Below are 23,960 nucleotides of genomic sequence, written 5' to 3'. Positions count from 1 at the left end.
GGTTCGCCCCTCGGCGTGGGGTTAGCCCCTTGCTCTACCAGGGGGTGAAGCCCCACAAGAGGAGCGGAGCACACCGATTGGCTGCTGGAACCCGGGTGGCGCCGTGACAGGTTCAGCGCCGGTACGACGTGGCGGTGCGGCCGGCTCGGCGGGTGATCGGCTGTCAACTGCTCTGGAACTCGACCGCTAGCGGTAGCCTCCGGGATCGTGGACCTTCTCGCGGCGGCCGGTGCTCAACTCGTCCGGATGGTGGGCTCGGCGTCTTCGAGTTCGTGGGACAACCTGACACCCAGCGACATCACGGTCCGCGAGGTCGTCGACCATGTGGTCGCGGGCAACAAGTTCGCAGTACGGCTGCTGTCGGGTGCCTCAGCGGCAGCGGCTACAGCTCACCTGGATACGGACCAACTCGGTGACGATCCACTTGCAGCACTCACGAACTCCTGCGCGGCTCAGCGGGCAGCATTCGCCAGCGCGGAGCCGACCCTGGCACTTCATCACCCCAGCGGCGATATCTCGGTCGACACCTTCCTGCGTTTCCGCCTCGGTGAGCTGGTCGTCCACGCCTGGGACATCGCGATCGGTGCCGGTCTGGACTCAACCCTCGACGCCCGGGTGGCCAACGGCTTGTGGGCGTTGGTCGAGCCCCACCTCGAAGAAATGCGCGCCATGGGCACCTACGGCACCGGAGCGAGCGACACCCTCCCACCCGACGCGTCACCCCAGACCCACCTCCTCGACGCCTTCGGCCGCCGCCCATGACGAGGCAAGACACCGCGCTACTACCGCCCCGGCTCAAGCCCGGAAACCGCGTACGCCTGGTATCGCCCGCCAGCTTCCCGACTCCCGAAGGGATCGAAGCAGCGGTGGCGACGTTGACGAGCTGGGGTCTTCGGGTAGAGGTCGGCGAGCACGCCTTGGACCAGTTCGGGCTCATGGCTGGAACCGACGCTGATCGGCTCGCGGACCTGAATGACGCCTTGCGAGATCCCGGGGTCCGCGCGATCATCACGACCCGCGGTGGTGCCGGCGCGTACCGGATCATCGACGATCTCGACTTCGAGGCGGCACGACGCGATCCCAAGCCGGTCGTCGGCTTCAGCGACATCACCAATCTGCATCTGGCCCTGTGGGACCACAGCCGGGTCGTCGGCCTGCACGGCATGGTGTTCGGCGTCAGCGCGGAAGCGGCCCGCCAAGCGTTGATGACCACGGAACCGATCATCTTGCATCGCGATCCGGGCGCCAGCTCCTCGGACGTGTCGGTGGACGGCGTGGCTTCCGGCTTCCTGATCGGCGGCAACCTCGGCACGATCGCGGGCATGGTCGGCGCCGGGATGCCAAGCCTGGATGGCGGCATCCTGTTATTCGAAGCTCTGGTCGGCAGCTTGGACTCACTCGACCAAGTGCTCTTCCAGCTGGTCGCTTCGGGCGCCCTCGACGGCGTCCGCGGTATTGCCATCGGCCACCTCACCCCCAACGGCGACGCGGTGGGGGACACTCTGACCTCTGAGTGGACGGCTGCCAAGTTGCTGCAAGACAGGCTCGGCCAACTCGGCGTACCGATCCTGGGCGGTCTGCCACTGGGCCACGATCCTGACCCGTTGGCCGTTCCACTCGGTACGACGGCAGCGATCGATACCGCCGCAGGAACTCTCACGGTCGCTCCGGGGGTGTGTTGATGCTCCGCGCACCAAAGCTCGAGCCCGGCGACGTCGTGCGGTCGATCTCATCGACGGCTGACGAGAATGAGCTGAACGACGCCTTCCGAGATCCAGCGGTCAGAGCCATCGTCGTCAGCGCCAGTGGCAACGGTGCTCACCGCATCGCGCACCGGCTCGACTTCGAAGCCGTCAGGCGCGACCCCAAACCGGTGATCGGGCGGGCGCAGGCGACGTACCCTGCATCTGGCGTTGTGGAGAGAGTGCGGACTCGCCGGCATCCACGGCTCATCCAGGCAACATGCCCTGATGACCACCGACCCGATCACCCTGCACAGCAACCCGGATGACCTTTCCGCACAGGCGGTTGTCCACGGTCAAGCCAGCGGCGTCCTGATCGGCGGCACCCTCAGCGCACTCACGCGCTCCATCGGCGTCGGCCTGCCGAGCCTCGACGGCGCCATCTTGTTCATCGAAGACACCCGTACCGTCGGCCTCGGCGTGGTCGACCGCTCCCTGACCCACCTCCTCCGATCGGGCGTACTGCGCGGCCTCCGCGGCGTCGCGCTCGGTCAGTTCACCGGCTTCGCCGGCTACACCGACCGTGGGTGGACACTCGTGGAGGTCCTGAAGGACCGCCTCGGCAAGTTCGACGTCCCAGTCCTCGGTGGGCTCCCGGTCGGACATGGCCCGGAGGCACTGGCCGTACCGATTGGACCTGAGGCAGTTCTCGATACCGAGGCGGGCACTCTCACCGTCCGACCAGCAGTTAGCTGACTCCGCGCCAGCGTCTCAGCTCGGAGGCGAAACGGGTGGGGTGCTGGCTCGGATGACGGGGTAGGCGGGGACGGTACGGCGGGTTAGGTCTGTGTCTGTAGTGGTGGCGCGGTAGATGGCTTCTTGGGCGACGGCGTTCAGGGCCACGTGAACCGTGGTCAGCTTCGGTACTACGTCGCGCAGCGTGCTGATGTCGTCGAAGCCGGCTACTCCGATGTCCTCGGGGATTCGGAGGCCGCGTTCTCTCAACGCGGCCAGGGCTCCGAGGGCCATGTCATCGGTGACAGCGAACACCAGCTGAAGATCGCGTACTTCGGCGTCGGTCAGGCCGAGCACGAATTCCCGCGCACCCGCCCAGCTGAAGTCCGGATGGTGCACCCGAGTCGCCGCGTCAGCCACACCCGACTCGACCAGCCCAGCGACGAAACCTTCGACGCGTTGACTCATGGACAACAGGGGAGTGCCGCTCCCGAGCACCAGGCAACGCTGATAGCCAAGACCCGCCAGCTCCAACGCCAACTGCCGGGACCCTTCTTGGTTGTCGAAATCCACCGTCTCGAAAGGCAGGTCCGACCGACTGATGAGCACCACCCGCCCGCCAGTCTCCTCATACCGCTGCAGCTCGTCGACGAGCTGCTGCGACGACGGCGGATCGACGTACCCGGTGCCGGCCAGGATGATCGCTCGGGGCTGCTGACCGCGGAGCTCGCGGATCAGGTCGAGTTCGCGGTCGGCCTGTCGTTCGGTGACCGCGATCGAGACGTGCAGCTCGATCGCCTCGGCCTGCTTCATGATCTCGGCGGCCATCGCGGAGAAGTACGGGTCGGAGATCAGGCTGATCACCAGCGCGATCGTGCGTGAGGTCCCGCGGGCCATCGCTTGGGCGGGCAGGTTCGGGGTGTACCCGAGCTCGCGCGCCGCGAGCAGAACCCGCTCGCGATAGCTCTCGGCGACCTTGCGTGAACTCCCGTTCAGCACTCGCGAGGCAGTCGGCTGGGAGACTCCCGCAGCACGCGCGACATCGTCGAGCGTGACGGGCCGCCTAGGCCCCGAGTCACCCGGCATCCCTTTCACTGCCGCAGTTTATCGGCGATCGCCGGAAATCCGCTGGACTCGCGTGATGGGATGGCAGGCATGCGGAAAGTCGTGCTGATCACCGGAATGCAGGCGGCAGGCAAGTCCACCATCGCGCCGCTGCTCGCCAGCCGCCTCGGTCCACCGGCGGCGACGGTCGACGGAGACGTCTACTTCCGCGCGGTTGTGGCCGGCGCGGTCGGCATGACGCCGGAGCCAGAGCCCGAAGCGGTGCGTCAGCTCCAGCTCCGGTACGACGCCAGTGCACTGGTCGCCCGTCACTACCTCGAAGCCGGATTCGACTTCGTCTGCTCCGACATCATGATGGGCGACGACGTCACTCGCTGGCTCGACTCGTTCGACGGCATCGCCGAGCCGCACCTCGTCGTACTGGTCCCGTCGGTCGCCTCGATCGTCGAACGCGAACAAGGCCGGGGCTCCAACTCGTACCGCGATTGGCAAGGCCCGGGCATGACGCTGGCCGAGGCCGTGGAGGCTCTCCAGGAAGGCCTGCAGGACACCCCGAAGCGCGGCCTGTGGCTCGACACGACCGGCCAGACCGCCGAGGAATCGGTCGAAGCCATCCTCCAGGACGACCTCAAATCATCAGCCTGGTAGGGAAAGCGGCGTCATGATCCGCGTGGCCACCGACAGCGCGACATCGTCCCGCCCATGCGGCGCGACAACCTGTGCACCCACTGGCCGGCCGTCCACCAACCCGACCGGCACGCTCACCGCAGGATGCCCGGTGACGTTGAATCCCCAGCAAAGGTCACCCACGATGATGTTCTCCTCGTGCTGGTCATACCCGTTCCCTTGAAGCCAACGACGCCACAGAACGACGCCGGAATCCGCAGCGACCCAGCGCTGTCCCCACCAGTAGCGATCGGTACTACGCCCGCCGCGACGGGTCGACGCGTGCCCGGGCGCCGTCGGCATCCAGCGAATCGATGAAGTGCAGCACCGGATCCCAGCGAGCGGCCGCAGCGAGAGCTTCCTCGACGACCTCGAGCGCAGTACGGCGACCCGCTCGGAGGTCGGCGGTGAGCTGAGCGATCAGGTGTTCAGGTGTTCGTCGGAGTGCTCTTCCTGGTTGAGCATCGGCGACACGGGCCAGTCGGCCGGGTAGTCGGGAGCGAACTCCTCCGCCTCGGCGAACAGGCGCTTCTTGTACTTGCGGGAGAGCCGGTCGCCGAAGACCACGCCCTGGGTGTGGTCGGTCTCGTGCTGCAGGCAGCGGGCGAGCAGACCGTCGCCCTCGTAGCTGACCGGCTCGCCGTTCTCGTCGACGCCGGTGACGCGGGCCCAGTCGGGGCGCGCGCACTTGGTGAAGGCGCCGGGCAGCGAAAGACAGCCCTCGTCGCCCTCGTCGAGCTGACGGTCCTTGCCCTCGGGCAGCTCGAGCACCGGGTTGCAGACGACGCCGTGCTGGAAAACGCCCTTCTTGTCCGGGCAGTTGAAGACGAACAGCTGCAGGTCGACGCCGACCTGGTTCGCGGCCAGCCCGACACCTTCGGCGGCGTTCATCGTCGCGACCATGTCCGCGACGAGCTTGTGCAGTTCGTCGCCGAACTCGGTGACCGGCTGGTTCAGATGGTGCATGACGTCCTCACCCCACCGGGTGATGGGCAGCACCGAACCGTCAGTAGGCAGCGTAGACATGCCCGAAATCCTAGCGAATCCAGGCATCACGCCAACGCGCGCGTCCCGGAGTTCCAGCCCCAGCCGGTACTCCGGTACGCAGTGCGGGTCAGCCCTGGTTGACGTCGTCGCGCCACGCGACCCAGTCGCGCAGCAGACCGAGGTCGTAGTCCGGGCCGGAGGTGTGGACGGTGAAGAGCCGCGTGCCGACGTCGAGCATCGCCTTGCCGAGCTGGTCCGGGCGCTTGTCGCCGACGGCTGTCGAGCGCTCGATCTCGCCCGGGTCGCGGCCGATCGTCGCGCAGTGCGCGTCGAGGACGGCGTGCTTGTGCGCGATCGTCTCGGCGTCGCCGAAGCCGTGCCAGATGGTCGCGTGCTGGGCGACCAGCTTCAGCGTCTTCTTCTCGCCGCCGCCACCGATCAGGACCGGGATGTCGCGGGTCGGCTTCGGGTTCAGCTTGGCCCAGCGCTGCTCGATCCGCGGCAGCGCCTCGCCGAGCGCGTCGAGCCGGCCGCCCGCAGTACCGAACTGATAGCCGTACTCGTCGTAGTCGCGCTCGAACCAGCCCGAGCCGATGCCGAAGATGAGCCGGCCGCCGCTGATGTGGTCGACCGTGCGGGCCATATCGGCGAGCAGGTTGGCGTTGCGGTAGGAGTTGCAGGTGACCAGGCAGCCGATCTCGATCCGCTCGGTCGCCTCGGCCCAGGCCGCGAGCATCGTCCAGGCCTCGAAGTGCAGGCCGTCGGGCTCACCGGACAGGGGGTAGAAATGGTCCCAGTTGAACGCCACGTCGACGCCGATCTCCTCGGCGGCGGCGACGGTCCGCCGGATGTCGGCGTACTCCGCGTGCTGGGGCTGAACCTGGACGCCGATCCGGACCGGATACTTGCCGTACGGACGTGCGGGGGACTCAGTCGATGTCATGGCCGCCAGCCTACGCGGTATCGGAGGAGCCTCCGGATGGGCCCGGGATCCGAACAGAAGCCCACTGTCGGTGCGGCGCGGTAGGTTCCCGGACATGGACCTCAACGGCAGACCTGACCCGCCGACCGAAGCCGGCGAGAAGGAGACCCTGGTCGGTTTCCTGGACTTCCAGCGCGCCACGCTCCGCTGGAAGTGCGAGGGCCTGACCCCCGAGCAGCTCGGTACCGCGGTCGTCGCGCCCTCCTCGATGACGCTGCACGGCCTGATCCGGCACCTCACCGAGAACGAGCTGGGCTGGTTCGTCGGCACCTTCACCGACGAGCCCGTCGTCTACGCCTACACCTCACCCGAGCACCCCGAGGGCGACTGGACCGGCCTCGACCCTCGGCACTTCTACGCCGACCTCAACCGGTACGACGAAGCCGTCGAGCGAGCCCGGGCCACCATCGCGGACCTCGACCCCGGCCACGTCGGCGAGGACGAGGGCCGCCGCTTCACCCTGCGCTGGGTGCTGGCCCACATGATCGAGGAATACGCCCGCCACAACGGCCACGCCGACTTCCTCCGCGAACGCCTGGACGGCTCCACGGGCGAGTAGCTATCGGTGATTGCCGATATCGTCTGGGCATGAGTCCGAGATCGAGCATTGCCCCCGTTCGGTGGACCCCGCCGCCCGCTCCGCCGGCCAGGGAGCCGCGGTCGATCGAAGTACAGACCGTCGCGGTGCCCGGGCACGGTCCCGAAGACGCCTTGATCGACGAGGACGGCAGCGTGCTGACCGGTCTGGTGGACGGGCGGATCCTGCGCGTCAGTGCCGACGGTACGGCGATCGGCGTCCTCGCCGATACCGGTGGCCGGCCGCTCGGCCTCGAGTGGCTGCCAGACGGCAAGGTGCTGGTTTGCGATGCCCATCGCGGCTTGCTCACGCTCGACAAGGACGGCCGGATCACGACCCTGCTGGGGGAGATCGACGGCCGCCCGATGAGGTTCTGCAACAACGCGGACATCCTGGCCGACGGCACGATCTACTTCACCGACTCGTCCACCCGCTTCGGCGTCGAGGAGTGGATGGCCGACCTGCTCGAGCACTCCAGCACCGGCAGCCTGTACCGGCTCACGCCCGACGGCGAGCTCACCCGGCTGACGGCCAATCGCCCGTTCCCGAACGGGGTGGCGCTCAGCGGTGACCAGAAGACGCTGTTCTTCGCGGAGACCGCGAGCTACAGCCTCTTCAAGCTCGACCTCACCGATGCCGACGCCGAACCGGAACTGGTCGCGATGATCCCGGGCCTGCCCGACAACATCGCGCGCGGCTCGGACGGGTTGATCTGGGTCGCGATCGGCTCACCACGCAACGCCCTGCTGGATCTCCTGCTGCCAAAGCAGCCAGTACTGCGGAAGGTCGTCTGGGCGCTACCGGACGCCGTCAAGCCCAAGCCGGCCGACATCATCGAGATCCAGGCGTACGACGATGGCGGCAACCTCGTGCACGATCTGCGTGGGAAGAACCCGGACTTCCGGATGCCCACTGGCGTGCGCGAGCGTGACGGGAAGGTCTGGCTGAGCAGCATCGGGACAAGCCACTTGGCTAGCTTCCCCACGCCGGCCAGCTAGTTCAGCCGATCTGCCAGGAACGCTTGGACAGTCCGTACCAGAACCCGTCGACCACGGCTTCCGCAGTACCGAGTGAGTCCTCTGATGCGCCGAGGGAAACGAACAGCGGCGCGAAGTGCTCGGTCCGCGGATGCGCGATGCTCGCGGCCGGCGCCTTGTGCAGGAAGTCGATCAGTGAGTCGACGTCCTGCTTCCTCAGCGCGCGCTGGGCCCAGTCGTCGAACTCGACCGACCAGCCCGGCGCCGCGGCGTCGGCGGGACCGCCGAGGTTGACCGCACGCAGGTTGTGGGTGGTGAAGCCGCTGCCGATGATCAGGACGCCCTGGTCGCGCAACGGCGCCAGCTTCCGGCCGATCCCGAAGAGTTCCTTCGGATCGAGCGTCGGCATCGACACCTGCAGCACGGGGATGTCCGCGTCGGGGTACATCTCCTTCAGCGGGACATAGGCGCCGTGATCCAGCCCACGGTCCGGGTCGTCGTACACGGGCGTCGCGGGGGAGTGCAGGAGCTTGCGGACCTGGTCGGCGAGTTCCGGCGCGCCCGGCGCGGCGTACTGGACCTGGTAGTAGCGCTCCGGGAAACCCCAGAAGTCGTAAAGCAACGGCACGGTCCGGGTCGCGGCGAGCGTGAGCGGCGCGGCCTCCCAGTGCGCGGACACGATCAGAATCGCGGTCGGCTTGGTAAGCCGAGCAGAAACCGCAGCAAGCTCCGCAGTCCACAGCCGATCATCCGCAAGCGGCGGAGCACCGTGACTGAGATACAAGACGGGCATGTCACTCATCGAAGGTCCTTTCGGGTGGTTACCTCCTTCAACGTAGTTGAATCCTCAACATATTCCCAGGCACTGCGACCCGCCCCACGCCTCCTCCGTCAGCGCTCCACCCTCCCAAGCCCCACCTTGAGCACCGGCCAGGCGTCCCAACCCGCCAAGCCTGCCCAGCCGATGCCCAAAGTCGAGCCCCCACTCACCCAACTCGCCACCTTGAGCACCGGCCAGGCGTCCCAACCCGCCAAGCCTGCCCAGCCGGTGCCCAAGGTCGAACCAGCACTCACCAGGTCGAGAGCCGCGGGGTCGGCCTCGCTCTGCGTGCCTCAGCCACGGACCAACCAAGTCGCGACGGAGGAGCGACGTACCGGGGTGGGTGGGTCGAGCGCCGACGGAGGAGGGGCAGGGCGGCCGTCGTTCTAGCTCTTCTTCGGTGGTGGCTCGTCGCCGTTGCCTGTGACGACGAGGGAGAAGTCGTCGCCGTGGGTGGTGACGCCTTCGATCACGGCTGCCTCTACCGCCTCGGTGCCGATCGCCTTGCGCAGCATCAGGGGGTCGGTACGGAGGTCCTTGGCCAAGGCCACGGCCAGCCCGACCATCACCACTGCGAAGGGGAGTGCCGCCACGATCGTCAGGTTCTGCAGTCCTTGCAATGCTTTCGAACCACCGCCGCCGACCAGCAGCATCACCGCCGCGACCGCGCCGGTCAGCACGCCCCAGAAGATGACCACCGGCTTGCGGGGATTGATCGCGCCGCGCTGGGACAGCGTGCCCATCACGATCGACGCCGCGTCCGCGCCGGAGACGAAGAAGATCGCGACCAGCACAACCACCAGGACCGTGGTCACCGCCGCCAGCGGGTAGTGATCCAGCAACCCGAACAGTTGCCCCTCGGGAGTCGACTGCCCCGCGATATCGACGCCATCTCGCTGGGTGTCGATCGCGGCACCGCCGAAGATGCAGAACCACACCAGACTGACCATCGACGGAACCAGCAGGACGCCGGTGACGAACTGCCGGATCGTCCGGCCGCGGCTGATCCGGGCGATGAACATTCCGACGAACGGCGTCCAGGAGATCCACCAGGCCCAGTAGAAGACGGTCCAGCCCGCCAGCCAGGTGGCCATCGCGTCGCCACCGCTGGCTTCGGTCCTGGCTGCCATCTCGGCCAGGTCGCGCAGGTAGTCACCGATCGCGGTCGGTACCAGGTTGAGGATCAGCACGGTCGGGCCGACGACGAAAACGAAGCCGGCCAGCACGATGGCCAGCACCATGTTGATGTTCGACAGCCATTGGATGCCCTTGGCAACACCCGACACCGCCGACGCGACGAAGGCGGCGGTCAGGACGGCGATCACGCCGACCAGTACCGCGTTGCCGGTCTGGTCGAGCCAGCCGAGGATGCGGACTCCCGACCCGATCTGCAGCGCGCCGAGCCCGAGGGACGCGGCCGAACCGAAGAGCGTCGCGAAGATCGCCAGGCTGTCGATCGTCTTGCCGATCGGTCCCTCGGTGCGCTTGCCGATCAGCGGCGCGAAGGCCGAGCTGATCAGCTGCGAGCGGCCGCGCCGAAAGGTGCCATAGGCAATCGCCAGGCCGACGACGGCGTAGATCGCCCAAGGATGCAAGGTCCAGTGGAACAAGGTGGTCGCCATCGCCGTCTGCAGCGCGGCGTCCGTGCCGGGTTCGACCGTGCCCGGCGGCGGTTTCATGAAGTGCGACAGTGGCTCGCTCACGCCGTAGAACATCAGCCCGATGCCCATCCCCGCGCTGAACATCATCGCGACCCAGGAGACGGTCCTGAACTCGGGCTCCTCGTCGTCCGCGCCGAGCGGGATCCGGCCGTACCGTCCGGCCGCGAGCCACAACACGTAGACGACGAAGCCGGAGGCGAGCAGCACGAACAGCCAACCGGTGTTGGTCTCCACCCAGGTCAGCGCGGACGTCGACGCCGTACCGAGACTGCTCGCACTCGCGAAACCCCAGGCCACGAAGGCCAAGGCGATGACGGCGGTGACGCCGAACACGACTCGGTCGAGTCCGGAGCCGGTACTTCGGCTGCCGGGTGGTGGTGGCGCCGCGAGAGCAGGGTGCTCGCTTGCGTGGTCGGGATTGGCTTGCTGGCTGTCGAAATCGATCGCCACAGCTGATACACGCCTCGCTTCGGCGCGCCTCCATTTCTGATTTGTTGGGGGACTGCCTGACGACCGTGCCGAAGATCGTGGCAAAATGCAACTATCGTGGTCCCGGCCACACTGGCGAGTCCCTCCGGACGTCCGCCGCCGGAGCACGGGTTACTGTGCGGATCATGCGATTCGGAATCACCATCCTGCCGGAGTACCGCTGGCCCGAGGCGGAGCCGAAGTGGCGGCGCGCGGAGGAACTCGGCTTCGATCACGCCTGAACCTATGACCACCTGACCTGGAGCGGTCTGCAGGACTCACCCTGGTACGGCACGACGCCGACGCTGACCGCAGCGGCAGTCGCAACCGAGACGATCAAGCTCGGCACCTTCGTCACCTCGCCGAACTTCCGGCATCCGCTGACGCTGACCCGCGAGGTGCTTGCCCTCGACGACATCTCGAACGGCCGCTTCCTCTGCGGCATCGGCTCGGGCGGCGGGATCGACTCGACCATTCTCGGCGGCGAGGAGCTGACGCCCCGGCAGAAGGTCGACCGGCTGGCGGAGTTCGTCGAACTGCTCGACAAGCTGCTGACCACAGACCGGGTCGACTTCAAGGGCGAGTACTTCGAAACGCGCAACGGCCGGACCTTGCCTGGTTGCGTGCAGCAACCGCGGGTCCCGTTCATCATGGCCGCGAACGGCCCACGCTCATTGCGCTTGGCGACGCGGTACGGCGCCGGCTGGGTGACCACGGGCCTCAAGTCGGACGACTTCGAGACCTGGTTCGGCTCGGTCCGCGACCTCAGCCACCGGCTGGACGATGTCCTGGAGAGCCGGCCCTTCGACCGGTACCTCGCTCTGGACTCCGCGCGCTACTCGCTGAGCAGTGTCGGCGCCTTCGAGGACGTCGTCGGCCGCGCCGCCGACCTCGGCTTCACCGACGTCATCACCCACTGGCCTCGCGCCGAGGGCGTCTATGCCGGCTCCGAAGACGTCCTCGAGCAGATCGCCGCCGAGGTCATTCCTCGCCTTCGCTAGTACGGCGTACGTAGGCCGGCAGGATGTACCAGAAGGCGACGAACCAGGCGACGACGACCGCCACGGTCACGATCGCGATCGTCCTTGACAGCACCACGTCGATCGCGAGCAGGACGCCGCCGGCGATGGCCACCAGGAGGAACGCCAGACCGCCGGTGGCCAGGTGGTGGGCGATCGGGATCATCCGGTCCCGGAGCCGGCGCTGGAACACGATCCGGTGGAAGGACACCGGCGCCAGGAACAAGCCCATCGCCAGAGCTGAGGCGATCAGGGTCCCGGCGAAGACGTCGTGGGTGAACCTGTCCGCATCCTGGAAGCGGGTGGTGAAGGCGATGCTGAGCAGGAAGGCGAACAGGATCTGTGTGCCGGTCTGAGCCAGCCGCAGCTCCTGCAGCAGTTCGTTCCAGTGCCGGTCGAGGCGCTCGCCCTCTTCTTCGCCGTTGCGGGTGTAACCGGTCGGCTGCTGGTCCGTCATGACCGTCCAGGTACCCCGGTGATAACGCCCGGAAGCGGAGAACTGAAGAGGGCCGCACACCGATGGTGTGCGGCCCTCTCGTTATTCAGTTCTTAGAAGGACTGATCCGAGGATCAGATCGGGCGGATGTTCTCCGCCTGCAGGCCCTTCTGGCCCTGGGTGATCTCGAACTCGACGCGCTGGTTCTCGTCCAGCGAGCGGAAGCCCGAGGTCTGGATGGCCGAGTAGTGCGCGAACACGTCCGCGCCACCGTCATCCGGGGTGATGAAGCCGAAGCCCTTGTCAGCGTTGAACCACTTGACAGTACCGACAGCCATTGTTGTCTATCTCCTTGATGGCTTGTAACAAGACGCGATCCACACCTCATGAACCGCGTGTCGCCGAAAGGCCCCAGACGACGAAACCGGCCGTACAGCACAGCAAAAGTCAGTGGGAGTCCAAAACTGCAACGCGATAACTGTAGCCGATCCAGGGCCCCGTGTGGGGGGTGACCGGGAACACGTGTCGCGGAAAGTTGCCGGTCGCCACGCAGCGTGAATCGGGGGCGGGAACGGCTGGGACCCGTCGGGACAGGGTGAGAAGACAACGAAACCCCCGCCGACCTGCTGATTCGTGCCCGGGCGCGGCCGATCAGCGGGCCCGGCGGGAGACAAGGTTGGACAAGAGTTTCTGTACGCCCGGTGATCGCTGCTCGCGGGTGCTGAAATCTTCCGGCGTGTCGTGCGGCTCTGGACATCGGAGCCTGTGCAGGAAAAGGTGTGCTGGTGATCCTCAAAGTCGTACGCAGCGGTGGTTTCGCCGGCCTGACGGCGAGCGGCGAGCTGGATACCTCGGCCGAGCCGGACAGCGAGCGCCTGGAGCAGGTCGCTCGCGGCCTTGACCGGGCATGGCCGAGCTCTGGCCGCCCACAGCCCGACCGGTACGTCTACCGCCTGCAGGTGAGCGACACAGCGGACGCCGAGCCGGCAGAGCTGACCCTGGCCGAGCAGGACCTGGACGTAGACACCGCCTGGCTCCTGGACCGAGTACTGCAGTCCTAAAGCCAGGCGGTGCAGGTACTGCTTAGCGCCAGTTGATCTCAGGCGCGCGGAAGAAGTTGACGCTCAGTACGTCCCACCGCGACCCCTGGGCGCCCAGACGGTCCTTGTACGCCGTCCAGTCGAGCGCTGAGGCCTGGGACCAGCCCAGCTCGGCGACACCCGCCAGGCGCGGGAACGCCATGTACTCGAGCTTGTCCAGGTCGTCCAGCGTCTCGGTCCAGATCGGCGCCTCGACACCGGCGATTGCGCTTTCGGGCAGGTTCGGGATCAGCGTGGACGGGTTCCAGCTGTAGGACTTCTCCACGTTGACCAGCCCGGCCCAGTCGAGCCCGTACGGCGTACTGGCGTCGTACTTCATGTCCAGGTAGGCCCGGTTGGCCGGCGAGAGCACGACCTTGGCGCCCTGAGCCGCGGCCTTGCGTGCCAGCTCCTGCGAGCGCGCGTCGTCAGTACCCCAGTACTGCGCGATGCTGCCGGCCGGCAGAGGTGTCTCGGCGATCTCCTGCCAACCCATCACCCGCTTCTTCTGCTTGGTGACGAGAGCCGCCGCCTTCGGTACGAACGTCAGGTAGTCCGAGTGCTGCGTGGAGTGCGCCTCGTCGCCGCCGAGGTGGAGCACGTCACCAGGCGCCTGCTCGGCCACCTCACGGAACACGTCGTCCAGGAACTCGTATGTGATGTCCTTCGCCACGCAGAGCGAGCTGAAGCCGACGTTGGTGCCGGTGTAGAGCGGCGGAGCCACCCCGTTGCAGTTCAGCTCGGCATACGACGCCAGGGCCGCGTTGGTGTGGCCGGGAGTGTCGATCTCGGGGATGACCGTCAGGTAGTGGTCAGCGGCGTACCGGATGATCTCGGCGAAGTCCGCCTTGCTGTACGAGCCGCCGGGCGTGCCGCCGACCTCCAGGCTGCCCCCGTACGTCGTGAGCCGGGGCCAGGAGTCCACCTGGATCCGCCAGCCCTGGTCGTCCGCCAGGTGCAGATGGAGCTTGTTGATCTTGTAGAGCGAGATGAGGTCGATGTAGCGCTTCACCTCGGCCACGGAGAAGAAATGCCGAGACACGTCGAGCATGGCGCCGCGGTACCCGAACCGCGGTGAGTCGGCGACCGCAGTACCGGCCAATCGCCACGGGCCTGCCTGGCGGGTCTTGGCGTCGGCCTTGGCGGGCAGTAGCTGCCGCAGCGTGGTCACTCCGCGGTACAGGCCTTCAGGGGTCGCAGCAGTGACGCCGACGCCCTTGCGGTCGACGCGTAGCTGGTACCCCTCGGCTCCCAGCGAGGCCGGGCCGTTGGTGGACAGCTTGATGTCGGCCACACCCGGCGCCAGCAGTACTACGGGCAGCGGGTAGCCCGTTGAGCGGCGTAGCTGGGAGCTGAGCTGCTCAGCGATCCTCAGCGCCGCGCGGCGCTCCTTGGAGTTGGAGGAGACGCCGACGACGCTCCAGGGCTTCAGCGAGTAGTCCTCGCCGGCCAGTGCCTGCTGCGAGGCCGGCTTCGGGATCAGGGCGGGCGCCGGGGCATCCGCTGGTTGAGCGGCGGCGGGCGTGGTCAGGGCGATCAGGGGAGTCGCTAGCAGGGCGGCTGTGAGGAGGCCGGCCAGCGAGACCCGACGGCGGGGGCGGGCAAGTCGTGTCATGACCGGAAGTGTTCGTCTGCTCACTGCCTGAGTCAAGATCTTTCGGCAAACTCCCTGCGTTACTTGCCCGTACTTCGTTCCGCCCCGGCTCAGGCGTGGATTTCTGTGACTGCTCAACAAGGCGTGTCGAAAGATGCGAACTGTCGGTCGGACCTGCCATTGTTTGCGGCCGGGCCTTTCTGACCAGGACGGGCCTGGCCGCGGTACGGAACATGTGACAGGAAGCTGGAGGACAGATGACGCAGGTGGCAGAGCAGCCGGGCACCAGTGCCGGGCGGCTCGGCTCGGTGGTGCTGGACTGCCCGGACCCACTCGAGCTCGCCCGGTTCTACTCGACGCTGTTCGGCCTGGAGGTCGACGAGCATGGTGACGACGACTGGCGGAGCCTGACCGGCCCCGGTTCGACGCTCGGCTTCCGGCGTTCGGAGGACTACGTACCGGCCACCTGGCCGGGGACGGACGCGCAACAACTTCACCTGGACCTGATCGTCGAGGACCTGGCCAGCGGCCATGCCACGGTCGTAGCCCTCGGCGCCGAACCCCTCGACCCGGTCGACGCACCACCGGCCGAGAACGCCCGCGGCTGGCGCGTCTACGCCGACCCGGCCGGCCACCCCTTCAGGATCTGCCTGGAGTAGCTAGATCCACTCGGACCGACCCGTGAACGGGTAGTCGCGGCCTTCGACGTACCGGGGGCGCGGCTGGTAGCTGTTCACCCCCGGGGAACCCTGCAGATGGAACGCACTGGGGTAGGGGACCTCGGGGTCGGTGATCCGGGTAGAGGTCGGGATGTAGCGGATGGTGAGTCCGCAGCGGCGGTCCGGCGAGGTGTTGGCCGTGCTGCCGTGGACGATGTTGGGATGGTGCACCTCGACGTCGCCGGGCGCGAGCACGATCTCGATGGCCTGCGACTCGTCGACCTCGACCGCGATCTCCTTGCCCAGCACGCTTTCCACCGTCTCGTTGGCGCGCATCTCGGCGACCGGGCCGAGATGGCTGCCGGGGATCACCCGGACGCAGCCGTTGGCCGGCGTCGAGTGGTCGACCGCCAGCCACAACGTCACCACGCTCATCGGGTCGAGCGGCCAGAACGCCGCGTCCTGGTGCCAGAGCACCGGCTGTCCGGAGTACGGCGGCTTGGAGATGTAGTGCGAGGCGAACAGCGCGAGGTCGGGCCCGACGAAAAGCGACGCGATCTCGAGCAACCGCGGGTCGCTCACCAGTCGCACCCAGAACGGGTCGTCGCGCAGGAACACATGGCCGAGCTGCTCTGGCCGGACGTCTGGGTGCTTGGCCTGCAACCAGTTGACGTGGTTGTTCACTTCCTTGATCAACTGCTGATCGATCACGTTGCGGAAGATGACGTAGCCGTCACGCTGGTACTGCGCCATCGCGTCGGTGCTGACCTGGTTGTCTGCCACAGAAGTCATGGTTGAAGCCTGACTGCGACGGGTGCCGGTGGACTAGCAATCCACAGACGCAAACTTGTAGCTTGTTGATGTGAATCAGATACTGCGGTTCGAGTGGTCCGCGCTGGGCCGGCCCTACCACGCGGCGCGGATCCGGTTCGCCCCGCGAGCCCGCGATTCCGAGTTGCACACCCACGCCGACTTCCATGAGTTCATGGGCGTGATCGCGGGGAAGGGTGAACATCTACTGGAGACCGGGACGCTGCCGCTGGGCGCGGGCGATGTCGTGCTGGTCCGGCCGCGCGACCGGCATGCGATCCGGGGAGCGGCGCCGGACGGGCTGGAGTTCATCAATGTCGCCTTCCCGAGTTCCGCCTGGCAGGGTTTTCTCAACCTGACCAGGACGAACCCGACCGGCAGCTGGGATGCGGCGAAGCATCCCGTCGCCTTCCAGACCCGCGACGCCGCGGCGGTGGCCGAGGTCTTCGAGAGCGCTCTCCAGCGGTTCTCCGACGAGCCGGAACACTTCGACCTGATGCGGTTCTGGATCGATCTGCTGCCGCAGGTCTCGCCCGAGGAACTCCCTGCGCGCGCATCCGGCAGTCAGGCTCCCGACTGGCTGGNGCGAGCCTGTACTGCGATGCGAGCCGAGGAGAACCTGCGTGGGGGAGTGCCCCGGCTGCTCGACCTCGCCGGAGTGAGCCCTGCGCACCTGTCCCGCACCCTGCGAGCGGCGTACGGGATGACGCCGACCGACTTCGTCGCCGACCTGCGCCTCGAACAGGCCGCATCGTTGCTAGCGGCAACTTCCGCCCCGATCGCCGAGATCGCCGCCCGCTGCGGCTTCTCCAGCCAGTCCTACTTCACCCGCTGCTTCACCACCGCCCATGCCGTCTCCCCGCGAACCTTCCGCCACCAGTCCCAGCGCGCCTTCGTCCCCTGAGGAGCTGTTGACAAGGCCTTGTCAATATGACAAGATCTTGTCATGAACACGAACGAGAACGCCACCGTCCACCTCGCCGTCTACGACACCCTGGCCGACTGGGAGGTCGGGTTCGTCACCGCGCACGTCAACAACGGGGCCTGGCATAAGACGCCTGGTCGGTTCAAGACGCAGACGGTCAGCGCGGGGCTCGGGCCGGTCACGACGATGGGCGGTCTGCGAGTGCTGCCGGATTCGCTGCTGGCGGATCTCAAGCCGGCCGACAGCGCGATGCTGATCCTGCCCGGCAACGACAACTTCGCGACCGAGGGCTACCAGCCGTACGTCGAGAAGGCTCGCGAGTTCCTCGACGCCGGCGTACCGGTGGCGGCGATCTGCGGGGCGACCGGGGCGCTGGCGATGGCAGGGCTGCTGGACGATCGGGAGCACACGAGCAACGCGGCCGCGTTCCTGGACAGCCTTGGCTATGCGGGCAGTCAGCTCTATCGCGAGGAGGACGTGGTGGAGGATCGCGATCTCATCACCGCGGGCGCCGCCTCGCCGATCGAGTTCGCTCGCGCGATCTTCGCCCGGCTGGGGATCTACGAGCCGTCGGTGCTCGACTCCTTGTACAAGCTGTACGGCCACAAGGACGCGGCCGGTTTCTACGAGCTGATGTCGGCCTGACAGGATTCGTCACCGTGACCCGCGATCAGGAACTGCTCGGTGCCGCCGCGCTGATGTCGTTCAAACTCAACGGGCAGTTCCTCGAACTGGCCGAGCACCTCGCTCGGCCGGTCGGGGTGACCGCGGCGTGGTGGCAGGTGCTCGGCGCCATCCTGCACACGCCGCTCGCGGTCTCCGCGATCGCCCGCGAGATGGGCATCACCCGCCAGGCCGTCCAGCGCACCGCCGACGTACTCGAAGGCAAAGGCCTGATCGAGTACCACGACAACCCCGCTCACCGCCGCGCCAAACTCGTAGCCATCACCCCCGAGGGCCTCGACGCGGTCTCCGCGATCACCCCCCACCACGCCCACCACGCAACCCAACTGGCAGACCTCCTGGGCCAGGACGCCTTCGCCGAAGCGGTCTCCGCGCTAACCAAACTCTCCAAGGCCCTGGATGCCCTGGACCTAGCCCCCTGCGCAGACACCCCGCACCCCATCGCCGGCTAGCTCGCACCTCCGGTGCCGCTTAGCCCCCGCTCTCAGCCGATCGGCGCTGCCCCCGCGGGGCTCGCGACCGGCACGAGACCGAATAGTGAGCGGTATCCCCGGACCGCCACCACTCACCAACCAGCCGTTGCGTCCGGGAAGGACGCCCATGCACGCCTACGCACGCCTGGCCGGGTGCCACCAGTCGAGGTTGGTGAGTGCTGGCGGTCCGGCCTCCAGCCAACCCACCCCGGTCCCCTCCTCTGCCCGGTCCTGCCCAGGCGAATCCGACGTCTCTGCACGATCTCTTCGTCCGGATCGGTGGCGGCGCGCACCTGGGCAAGGCCACGGTCAGCGTCCAGGTCAACAGCAACAACGTGATCGGCGACCACCTGTGGTTGTGGCGTGCCGACCACGGCGACCAGGTCGGCTGGACCGTCAACACCGCGGCCAACGGTCTGGTGGTCAACGGCGTACAAGGTCGCGAACGACGTCACGAGCCATGAGGCCTGGGGCGTCGGCAGCTACTCGTTCTTCACCGTGAACCCGGCGATGGTGGTCGATCGCTCCTTCGAGGTGCCCGACACTCCAGGCGTCCGGTTCCACGGCCTGGTGTCGGTTTCTCTCGGCGGCGTGGGCACGATCGCCAACGTGATCAACAACACCGGCGGCACCGCCAACGCCGCCAACCAGCAACGCTATGTGGTGAACTACCCCTGACGGCTGGTCGGATGCCCCCTGCAACTGACAGCCAGGGGGCATCCGACCAAGGGAGAAGCTGTGACCAACGCACCGCAGACTGGGTACGCCTCGGTCAACGGGCTGGAGATGTACTACGAGATTCATGGCACCGGCGGTACGCCGTTGCTGCTGTTGCACGGGGGGCTGTTCGACATCGAGCAACAGTTCGGCGAGGTGCTGCCGGCGCTCGCCGAGAACCGCCAGGTGATCGCCGCGGACTTCCAGGGGCACGGGCGGACGAACGACATCGACCGGCCGCTCGGCACGGTCGACCTGGCCTCGGATGCTCGCGGGCTGCTGGCCCACCTCGGTGTGGAGAAGGTCGATGTCTTCGGCTTCAGTGTCGGTGCTGCCGTCGCCCTGTACCTCACCATCCGCAACCCGGAGTTGATCCGCAAGGCGATCATCTCCTCCGTCTCGTTCCACCCCGACGGTGATCGGGCCGAGAGCTCCGAGGCGGTCGGCGAGATGAAGGTCGAGATGATCGCGGGCACCCCGATGGAGGCCGCCTACCTGGCGAAGTCGCCGCACCCGGACCTGGAGCACCTGCAGGCTCTGCTGACCAAGCTCGGCGGCTACGACATCGGCGGAGACGGCTGGTCGGACGACGACATCCGTGGGATCGAGGCGCCGACTCTGATCACCGTGGGCGACTGTGATGCGGTGAAACTCGAGCACGCCGTGCGCTTCCTGCAGTTGCGCGGCGGCGACGTCAACGGAGACTTCGTCGGGGTCCCGTCGTCACAGCTCGCGGTGTTCCCGGGCTCGACGCACTTCACCGGCATGGCCCGCACCAACCTGGTCAGCGACGTCGTCGTGACCTTCCTCGACGCCCCGATGCCCTAGGCGCTGGTCAACGCCTTCCGGATTCGCTTGTCGGAGACCGGGTATGGCGTACCGAGCGTTTGTGCGAACAGGCTGATCCGGAGTTCCTCGAGCATCCAGCGGACCTCGAGGAGTTCCGGACTCGGGTACTTGCCGGTGGGGACGGCCTTCAAGCGCTTCTGGCACTCGTCGGTGAGCAACTGGACGACGGCCATCCCGGAGCGGTCGCGCATCGCGTTGGCGCCGATCTTGTCGAGCCGCTGCTCAATGCCGCGGAGGTAACGGACGAGATCCGGCAACCGCTTGGCCCCGGCCTCAGTGATGAAACCGCGGTGGACCAGCGCTTCCAGCTGACCCCGTACGTCGGACAGCGCCGCCAGCAGGGCAGGACTCGACAGTCGCGAGATCTGCTTGTCCACGGTCCGCGCGTGTGCCAGCACCTGCTCCACCTGCTGCAGGATCGTCAGGACGGTGTCGGCAAGATCGGACCGTACTGCGTCACGCAGCCCGGCGAACGCGGTGAGGTTCCACGCCGGTCCGTGAGCCTTTGCCATCAACTCGTCCACAGCCGCTGAGATCGCGTCGTCCAGCAGGTCGCCGACATTGCGATGTGGCCCGGCCATCAGCGTCATCTTCTGCTGGTTGGTCAGATTGCGCTGTACTACGTCGATCACCGACGGCATCGTCAGCAGCAACAGTTTGCGGGTGCCGGTCCACATCGCCGCGGCCTGGTCCCGTTCGGTCTCCTGCAGCCGGATGGCGACGCTCTTGCCTTCGTCAACCAACGCGGGATAGCCGGCCACGGTCAGCCCGTTGCGGTGCTCGGAGAAGCTGCGCGGCAGATCGCCGAAGGTCCAGTCGGTCAGGCCGGATCGCTCCAGCCCGCTGACCGCCTTCGACGCGACCTGTGAGATCGCCGCCTTCGTCTTCGGCTTCAGGCGTTCCTTCAGGGCCGCGAGATCCTTGCCCTCGGCCACCGTCTTGCCGTGGTCGTCGACGACCCGGAACGTCATCCGCAGATGCTCGGGCACCCGGGTCCAGTCCCAGTCCTCCGCCTCGATGCTGACGTCTCGCAGCGAGCGGAGTTCTCGCGCCATGGCGTCGATCAGTGGACCCGACGAGGGATCCAAGTGGGGGAGAATCTGTCGGGCGTGGTCGGGCGCCGGCACGATGTTGCGCCTGATTGCCTTCGGCAACGACTTGATCAGGGTGGTGACGAGCTCTTCGCGGAAGCCCGGCACGCTCCATTCGAAACCGTCGGCGGTGACCTGGTTGAGCACGAGCAGGGGGAGATGCACGGTGACGCCGTCAGCGTCCGTGCCCGGCTCGAAGGCATAGGTCAGGTCGAAGGTCATCCCGTTCTGCGACCAGGTGAGCGGGAACTCCTCCTCCTTGACCTCCGCGCCTTCCCGGACGACCAGCGACCGCTCGAAGTCGAGCAGGTCGGCGTCGCGTTGCCGGGCCTTCTTCCACCAGGTGTCGAAATGCCGCCCGGTGACCACGTCGGCGGCCAGTCGCTCGTCGTAGAAGGCGAACAGCGTCTCGTCGTCGACCAGCAGGTCGCGGCGCCGGGTGCGCTCCTCGAGCTCCTCGACTTCCTCGATCAGCTTGCGGTTCTCGTGGAAGAACTTGTGGTGGGTGTCCCAGTCGCCCTCGACCAGCGCGTGCCGGATGAACAGCTCGCGCGACACCTCCGCGTCGACCGAGCCGTAGTTGATCTTGCGGCGGGCAACGATCGGTACGCCGTACAGGGTGACCTTCTCGTAGGCCATCACCGCGCCGGCTTTGCGTTCCCAGTGCGGTTCGGAGTACGTGCGTTTGATCAGGTGCTGGGCGAGATCCTCGGCCCACTCCGGTTCGATCTTGGCGTTGACGCGGGCCCACAACCTGGACGTCTCGACGAGCTCGGCGGCCATCACGAACTGCGGTGGCTTCTTGAACAGCCCGGAGCCGGGGAAGATGGCGAACTTGGTGCCGCGGGCACCGATGTACTGATGCTGGTTGGCGGGGTCCTTGAGGCCGAGATGGGAGAGCAGGCCCGACATCAGGGAGATGTGGACGGCCTGCGGGTCGGCGGCCTCGCCGGTGTTGAGCGTGACGCCGATCTGCGAGGCGACCTGACGGAGCTGGGCGAAGATGTCCTGCCACTCGCGGACGCGCAGATAGTTGAGGTACTCGCTGCGGCACATCCGGCGGAACTGGTTGCCGGACAGCTCCTTCTGCTGCTTCTTGAGGTAGTTCCACAGATTCAGGAAGCCGAGGAAGTCGGAGCCCGGGTCGCGGAAGCGCGCGTGCGCCTGGGTCGCCTGGGCTTCGGCGTCAGTGGGGCGCTCGCGCGGGTCCTGGATCGAGAGCGCGGAGGCGATCACCATCACCTCGCGGACGCAGCCGTGCTTGTCGGCCTCGACGATCATCCTGGCCAGCCGCGGGTCGAGCGGGATCTGCGCCAACTGCCGGCCGACCGGGGTCAGCCGGCGCGAACGGTCCGTCGCCTTGGCCGAGTCGATCGCGCCCAGCTCGGTCAGCAACTGGAGGCCGTCGGTGATGCTGCGCTTGTCCGGCTCGTCGATGAACGGGAACGCGGCGATGTCGCCGAGGCCGATCGAGGTCATCTGCAGGATGACGGAGGCTAGGTTGGTGCGCAGGATCTCGGGGTCGGTGAACTCCGGGCGGCCTTCGAAATGCTCCTCGGAGTACAGGCGGATGCAGATACCGTCGCTGGTCCGGCCGCAGCGGCCCTTGCGCTGGTTGGCGCTGGCCTGCGAGACGGCTTCGATCGGGAGGTGCTGCACCTTCGTGCGGTGCGAGTAGCGGCTGATCCGGGCGGTGCCGGGATCGATCACGTACTTGATGCCGGGAACGGTGAGAGACGTCTCGGCGACGTTGGTGGCGAGCACGATCCTTCGGCTGGAGCCGTGCGACTGGAAGACGCGATGCTGCTCGGCGTTCGAGAGCCTGGCGTAGAGCGGCAGGATCTCGGTGTTGCGCAGGTTGGAGTCGCTGAGCGCGTCGGCGGTGTCGCGGATCTCCCGCTCACCGCTCAGGAACACCAGGACGTCGCCTGGCGCCTCGCCGGCGAGCTCGTCGACGGCGTCGAGGATCGCCTGGGTCTGGTCGCGGTCGATCGTGCTCGGGTCATCCGGGTCGTTGATCGGGCGGTAGCGCGTCTCGACCGGGTAGGTGCGGCCGGAGACCTCAACGATCGGCGCGGGGTCGCCCTTCGCGTCGGCGAAGTGCTCGGCGAACCGCTCGGGGTCGATCGTCGCTGAGGTGATGATCACCTTGAGGTCGGGGCGGCGGGGGAGGAGCTGTTTGAGGTAGCCGAGGATGAAGTCGATGTTCAGGCTGCGCTCGTGCGCCTCGTCGATGATGAGCGTGTCGTACCGGCTCAGCTCGCGATCGCGCTGCAGTTCGGCGAGCAGGATGCCGTCCGTCATCAGCTTGACCAGAGAGCGCTCACTGACCTTGTCGGTGAACCGGACGGCGTACCCGATCGTGTCGCCGAGCTCGGTATCCAGCTCCTCGGCGATCCGCTCGGCCACCGTCCGCGCCGCCAGCCGGCGAGGCTGGGTGTGGCCGATCATGCCGCGCACGCCCCGCCCGAGTTCGAGACAGATCTTCGGGATCTGCGTCGTCTTGCCGGAGCCGGTCTCACCTGCGATCACCACCACCTGGTGATCGCGAATAGCCGCTCCGATCTCATCCTTGAGCTGACTGACCGGCAGTTCCTCGGGATAGGTGATCTCCGGTACTGCGAGCCGCCGCTGCTCGACACGTTGCTCGGCCTGCTCGATTCGCGCGGTGATGTCAGAGAGCGCGTTCTCGCGCTTGGCTTCCTCGCGTAGACCGCGCAACCGCTCCAAACGCCGCCCGAGCTGCTCACGATCGGAGTTGGTCAGCGCTTCAAGTCGTGCAGCCAGCTCCACGAGGCCACCGGCCGCCTCACTGGTCGGGCGGGATCCGGCGGGACCGGCCGCGGCTCCCGCGGTACCGGCCGCGACCTCCGCAGCGCCGCCGGGCTTCTTGCGGCGGCGGCGTGGGCGTCGAGGGCGACCGGGATCCTGGGGAGGACCGGTAGCTGGGGTAGGACTCTGCGATTCGGTCCGGGCATCAGGCATGTCACCCACCAGTTTAGGT

Annotated in this window: 27 protein-coding genes; 16 read left to right on the top strand and 11 right to left on the bottom strand. The window is 67.3% G+C overall.

Going from position 1 to position 23,960, the window contains the following annotated elements; genetic code table 11:
• Positions 1-207: 207 nt before the first annotated feature.
• The 4 genes from A3ES_RS0107870 to A3ES_RS46555 are packed head-to-tail and all read left to right on the top strand — an operon-like array spanning position 208 to position 2,438.
• On the top strand, positions 208-762 hold the full coding sequence (locus A3ES_RS0107870; protein WP_020386246.1) for a maleylpyruvate isomerase N-terminal domain-containing protein: 555 nt from the start codon (positions 208-210) through the stop codon (positions 760-762).
• On the top strand, positions 759-1,682 hold the full coding sequence (locus tag A3ES_RS0107865) for a S66 peptidase family protein (protein ID WP_063745924.1): 924 nt from the start codon (positions 759-761) through the stop codon (positions 1,680-1,682). Before A3ES_RS0107870 ends, A3ES_RS0107865 begins: the two co-directional genes overlap by 4 nt.
• Entirely contained in the window at positions 1,682-2,011 is a 330-nt protein-coding gene (locus A3ES_RS57010) for an LD-carboxypeptidase (protein WP_083933261.1), read from the top strand. The genes A3ES_RS0107865 and A3ES_RS57010 overlap by 1 nt, the downstream gene beginning before the upstream one ends.
• Positions 1,971-2,438, top strand: a complete 468-nt coding sequence (locus A3ES_RS46555; RefSeq protein WP_020386244.1) for a S66 peptidase family protein — start codon at positions 1,971-1,973, stop codon at positions 2,436-2,438. Before A3ES_RS57010 ends, A3ES_RS46555 begins: the two co-directional genes overlap by 41 nt.
• A gap of 15 nt (positions 2,439-2,453) precedes the next feature.
• Here A3ES_RS46555 and A3ES_RS0107855 read toward each other — a convergent pair whose 3' ends face one another.
• A complete protein-coding gene (locus tag A3ES_RS0107855) occupies positions 2,454-3,503 on the bottom strand; it encodes a LacI family DNA-binding transcriptional regulator (protein WP_026162655.1) in 1,050 nt (349 codons plus the stop codon).
• Positions 3,504-3,572: 69 nt separating this feature from the next.
• Between A3ES_RS0107855 and A3ES_RS0107850 the strand changes: the two genes are divergently transcribed.
• Positions 3,573-4,130 carry an AAA family ATPase gene (locus A3ES_RS0107850; RefSeq protein ID WP_157630383.1) on the top strand — a complete coding sequence of 186 codons (558 nt, stop codon included), beginning with the start codon at positions 3,573-3,575 and terminating at the stop codon, positions 4,128-4,130.
• 113 nt (positions 4,131-4,243) lie between these two features.
• On the opposite strand, the gene A3ES_RS57005 is transcribed toward A3ES_RS0107850, so the two are convergent.
• The 3 genes from A3ES_RS57005 to A3ES_RS0107835 all read right to left on the bottom strand — a co-directional run bounded on the left by A3ES_RS57005 (position 4,244) and on the right by A3ES_RS0107835 (position 6,078).
• A complete protein-coding gene (locus tag A3ES_RS57005; RefSeq protein WP_420323130.1) occupies positions 4,244-4,369 on the bottom strand; it encodes a hypothetical protein in 126 nt (41 codons plus the stop codon).
• 199 nt (positions 4,370-4,568) lie between these two features.
• Complete coding sequence (gene def / locus A3ES_RS0107840; protein ID WP_020386241.1) at positions 4,569-5,174, bottom strand: peptide deformylase; 606 nt, start codon at positions 5,172-5,174, stop codon at positions 4,569-4,571.
• Positions 5,175-5,262: 88 nt separating this feature from the next.
• The gene (locus A3ES_RS0107835) at positions 5,263-6,078 is read right to left on the bottom strand and encodes an LLM class F420-dependent oxidoreductase (protein ID WP_020386240.1); all 816 of its coding nucleotides are present in this window, start codon (positions 6,076-6,078) and stop codon (positions 5,263-5,265) included.
• A gap of 94 nt (positions 6,079-6,172) precedes the next feature.
• Between A3ES_RS0107835 and A3ES_RS0107830 the strand changes: the two genes are divergently transcribed.
• A complete protein-coding gene (locus A3ES_RS0107830; protein ID WP_020386239.1) occupies positions 6,173-6,676 on the top strand; it encodes a DinB family protein in 504 nt (167 codons plus the stop codon).
• 29 nt (positions 6,677-6,705) lie between these two features.
• Positions 6,706-7,692 carry an SMP-30/gluconolactonase/LRE family protein gene (locus tag A3ES_RS0107825; protein WP_083933257.1) on the top strand — a complete coding sequence of 329 codons (987 nt, stop codon included), beginning with the start codon at positions 6,706-6,708 and terminating at the stop codon, positions 7,690-7,692.
• Between the two features lies 1 nt (position 7,693).
• On the opposite strand, the gene A3ES_RS0107820 is transcribed toward A3ES_RS0107825, so the two are convergent.
• Positions 7,694-8,473: a dioxygenase family protein gene (locus tag A3ES_RS0107820; protein WP_026162652.1), complete on the bottom strand. Its 780-nt coding sequence runs from the start codon at positions 8,471-8,473 to the stop codon at positions 7,694-7,696.
• A gap of 404 nt (positions 8,474-8,877) precedes the next feature.
• Positions 8,878-10,602: a BCCT family transporter gene (locus A3ES_RS46550; protein WP_020386236.1), complete on the bottom strand. Its 1,725-nt coding sequence runs from the start codon at positions 10,600-10,602 to the stop codon at positions 8,878-8,880.
• A gap of 272 nt (positions 10,603-10,874) precedes the next feature.
• On the opposite strand from A3ES_RS46550, the gene A3ES_RS46545 reads away from it, so the two are divergent.
• Positions 10,875-11,621 (top strand): LLM class flavin-dependent oxidoreductase, encoded by a 747-nt coding sequence (locus A3ES_RS46545; RefSeq protein WP_202806460.1) that lies wholly within the window; start codon positions 10,875-10,877, stop codon positions 11,619-11,621.
• Here the strand turns inward: A3ES_RS46545 and A3ES_RS0107805 are convergent.
• Both A3ES_RS0107805 and A3ES_RS0107800 read right to left on the bottom strand, forming a co-directional pair.
• Positions 11,602-12,096 carry a DUF6328 family protein gene (locus tag A3ES_RS0107805; protein WP_020386233.1) on the bottom strand — a complete coding sequence of 165 codons (495 nt, stop codon included), beginning with the start codon at positions 12,094-12,096 and terminating at the stop codon, positions 11,602-11,604. The genes A3ES_RS46545 and A3ES_RS0107805 overlap by 20 nt on opposite strands.
• Positions 12,097-12,209: 113 nt before the next feature.
• Positions 12,210-12,413, bottom strand: a complete 204-nt coding sequence (locus A3ES_RS0107800; protein WP_012921273.1) for a cold-shock protein — start codon at positions 12,411-12,413, stop codon at positions 12,210-12,212.
• A 447-nt stretch (positions 12,414-12,860) separates the two neighbouring features.
• Between A3ES_RS0107800 and A3ES_RS0107795 the strand changes: the two genes are divergently transcribed.
• On the top strand, positions 12,861-13,136 hold the full coding sequence (locus A3ES_RS0107795) for a protealysin inhibitor emfourin (protein ID WP_157630382.1): 276 nt from the start codon (positions 12,861-12,863) through the stop codon (positions 13,134-13,136).
• 22 nt (positions 13,137-13,158) lie between these two features.
• Here A3ES_RS0107795 and A3ES_RS0107790 read toward each other — a convergent pair whose 3' ends face one another.
• On the bottom strand, positions 13,159-14,769 hold the full coding sequence (locus tag A3ES_RS0107790; RefSeq protein WP_020386231.1) for a beta-N-acetylhexosaminidase: 1,611 nt from the start codon (positions 14,767-14,769) through the stop codon (positions 13,159-13,161).
• Between the two features lie 236 nt (positions 14,770-15,005).
• Between A3ES_RS0107790 and A3ES_RS0107785 the strand changes: the two genes are divergently transcribed.
• Entirely contained in the window at positions 15,006-15,407 is a 402-nt protein-coding gene (locus A3ES_RS0107785; protein WP_020386230.1) for a VOC family protein, read from the top strand.
• On the opposite strand, the gene A3ES_RS0107780 is transcribed toward A3ES_RS0107785, so the two are convergent.
• On the bottom strand, positions 15,408-16,199 hold the full coding sequence (locus A3ES_RS0107780; RefSeq protein ID WP_040454196.1) for a phytanoyl-CoA dioxygenase family protein: 792 nt from the start codon (positions 16,197-16,199) through the stop codon (positions 15,408-15,410). It lies immediately after the preceding gene.
• Positions 16,200-16,269: 70 nt separating this feature from the next.
• Here A3ES_RS0107780 and A3ES_RS0107775 point away from each other — a divergent pair, with 70 nt between their 5' ends.
• The 6 genes from A3ES_RS0107775 to A3ES_RS0107750 all read left to right on the top strand — a co-directional run bounded on the left by A3ES_RS0107775 (position 16,270) and on the right by A3ES_RS0107750 (position 19,844).
• The gene (locus tag A3ES_RS0107775; RefSeq protein WP_020386228.1) at positions 16,270-17,121 is read left to right on the top strand and encodes an AraC family transcriptional regulator; all 852 of its coding nucleotides are present in this window, start codon (positions 16,270-16,272) and stop codon (positions 17,119-17,121) included.
• Positions 17,122-17,163: 42 nt separating this feature from the next.
• Positions 17,164-17,787: a DJ-1/PfpI family protein gene (locus tag A3ES_RS0107770; protein ID WP_020386227.1), complete on the top strand. Its 624-nt coding sequence runs from the start codon at positions 17,164-17,166 to the stop codon at positions 17,785-17,787.
• A gap of 14 nt (positions 17,788-17,801) precedes the next feature.
• Entirely contained in the window at positions 17,802-18,278 is a 477-nt protein-coding gene (locus A3ES_RS0107765) for a MarR family winged helix-turn-helix transcriptional regulator (protein WP_020386226.1), read from the top strand.
• Between the two features lie 197 nt (positions 18,279-18,475).
• A complete protein-coding gene (locus A3ES_RS55430; protein WP_026162650.1) occupies positions 18,476-18,763 on the top strand; it encodes a hypothetical protein in 288 nt (95 codons plus the stop codon).
• A gap of 34 nt (positions 18,764-18,797) precedes the next feature.
• Entirely contained in the window at positions 18,798-18,977 is a 180-nt protein-coding gene (locus tag A3ES_RS55425; RefSeq protein ID WP_026162649.1) for a hypothetical protein, read from the top strand.
• Positions 18,978-19,037: 60 nt separating this feature from the next.
• On the top strand, positions 19,038-19,844 hold the full coding sequence (locus A3ES_RS0107750; RefSeq protein ID WP_020386225.1) for an alpha/beta fold hydrolase: 807 nt from the start codon (positions 19,038-19,040) through the stop codon (positions 19,842-19,844).
• Here A3ES_RS0107750 and hrpA read toward each other — a convergent pair.
• Positions 19,841-23,941, bottom strand: a complete 4,101-nt coding sequence (gene hrpA, locus A3ES_RS0107745) for an ATP-dependent RNA helicase HrpA (RefSeq protein WP_237744881.1) — start codon at positions 23,939-23,941, stop codon at positions 19,841-19,843. The two genes, A3ES_RS0107750 and hrpA, sit on opposite strands and share 4 nt — an antisense overlap.
• Positions 23,942-23,960 lie beyond the last annotated feature (19 nt).

The organism is Kribbella catacumbae DSM 19601, from assembly GCF_000372465.1.
In the GTDB taxonomy this organism is placed as follows: domain Bacteria; phylum Actinomycetota; class Actinomycetes; order Propionibacteriales; family Kribbellaceae; genus Kribbella; species Kribbella catacumbae.
This window is presented reverse-complemented; position numbering and strand designations above follow the sequence as displayed.

What these genes read in the sequence shown, in the direction of transcription:
- A3ES_RS0107865 (WP_063745924.1), top strand. Translation starts at nt 759, where the DNA reads ATGACGAGGCAAGACACCGCGCTACTACCGCCCCGGCTCAAGCCCGGA.
- A3ES_RS57010 (WP_083933261.1), top strand. Translation starts at nt 1,682, where the DNA reads ATGCTCCGCGCACCAAAGCTCGAGCCCGGCGACGTCGTGCGGTCGATC.
- A3ES_RS46555 (WP_020386244.1), top strand. Translation starts at nt 1,971, where the DNA reads ATGACCACCGACCCGATCACCCTGCACAGCAACCCGGATGACCTTTCC.
- A3ES_RS0107855 (WP_026162655.1), bottom strand. Translation starts at nt 3,503, where the DNA reads ATGCCGGGTGACTCGGGGCCTAGGCGGCCCGTCACGCTCGACGATGTC.
- A3ES_RS0107850 (WP_157630383.1), top strand. Translation starts at nt 3,573, where the DNA reads ATGCGGAAAGTCGTGCTGATCACCGGAATGCAGGCGGCAGGCAAGTCC.
- def (WP_020386241.1), bottom strand. Translation starts at nt 5,174, where the DNA reads ATGTCTACGCTGCCTACTGACGGTTCGGTGCTGCCCATCACCCGGTGG.
- A3ES_RS0107835 (WP_020386240.1), bottom strand. Translation starts at nt 6,078, where the DNA reads ATGACATCGACTGAGTCCCCCGCACGTCCGTACGGCAAGTATCCGGTC.
- A3ES_RS0107830 (WP_020386239.1), top strand. Translation starts at nt 6,173, where the DNA reads ATGGACCTCAACGGCAGACCTGACCCGCCGACCGAAGCCGGCGAGAAG.
- A3ES_RS0107825 (WP_083933257.1), top strand. Translation starts at nt 6,706, where the DNA reads ATGAGTCCGAGATCGAGCATTGCCCCCGTTCGGTGGACCCCGCCGCCC.
- A3ES_RS0107820 (WP_026162652.1), bottom strand. Translation starts at nt 8,473, where the DNA reads ATGAGTGACATGCCCGTCTTGTATCTCAGTCACGGTGCTCCGCCGCTT.
- A3ES_RS0107805 (WP_020386233.1), bottom strand. Translation starts at nt 12,096, where the DNA reads ATGACGGACCAGCAGCCGACCGGTTACACCCGCAACGGCGAAGAAGAG.
- A3ES_RS0107800 (WP_012921273.1), bottom strand. Translation starts at nt 12,413, where the DNA reads ATGGCTGTCGGTACTGTCAAGTGGTTCAACGCTGACAAGGGCTTCGGC.
- A3ES_RS0107790 (WP_020386231.1), bottom strand. Translation starts at nt 14,769, where the DNA reads ATGACACGACTTGCCCGCCCCCGCCGTCGGGTCTCGCTGGCCGGCCTC.
- A3ES_RS0107785 (WP_020386230.1), top strand. Translation starts at nt 15,006, where the DNA reads ATGACGCAGGTGGCAGAGCAGCCGGGCACCAGTGCCGGGCGGCTCGGC.
- A3ES_RS0107780 (WP_040454196.1), bottom strand. Translation starts at nt 16,199, where the DNA reads ATGACTTCTGTGGCAGACAACCAGGTCAGCACCGACGCGATGGCGCAG.
- A3ES_RS0107770 (WP_020386227.1), top strand. Translation starts at nt 17,164, where the DNA reads ATGAACACGAACGAGAACGCCACCGTCCACCTCGCCGTCTACGACACC.
- hrpA (WP_237744881.1), bottom strand. Translation starts at nt 23,941, where the DNA reads ATGCCTGATGCCCGGACCGAATCGCAGAGTCCTACCCCAGCTACCGGT.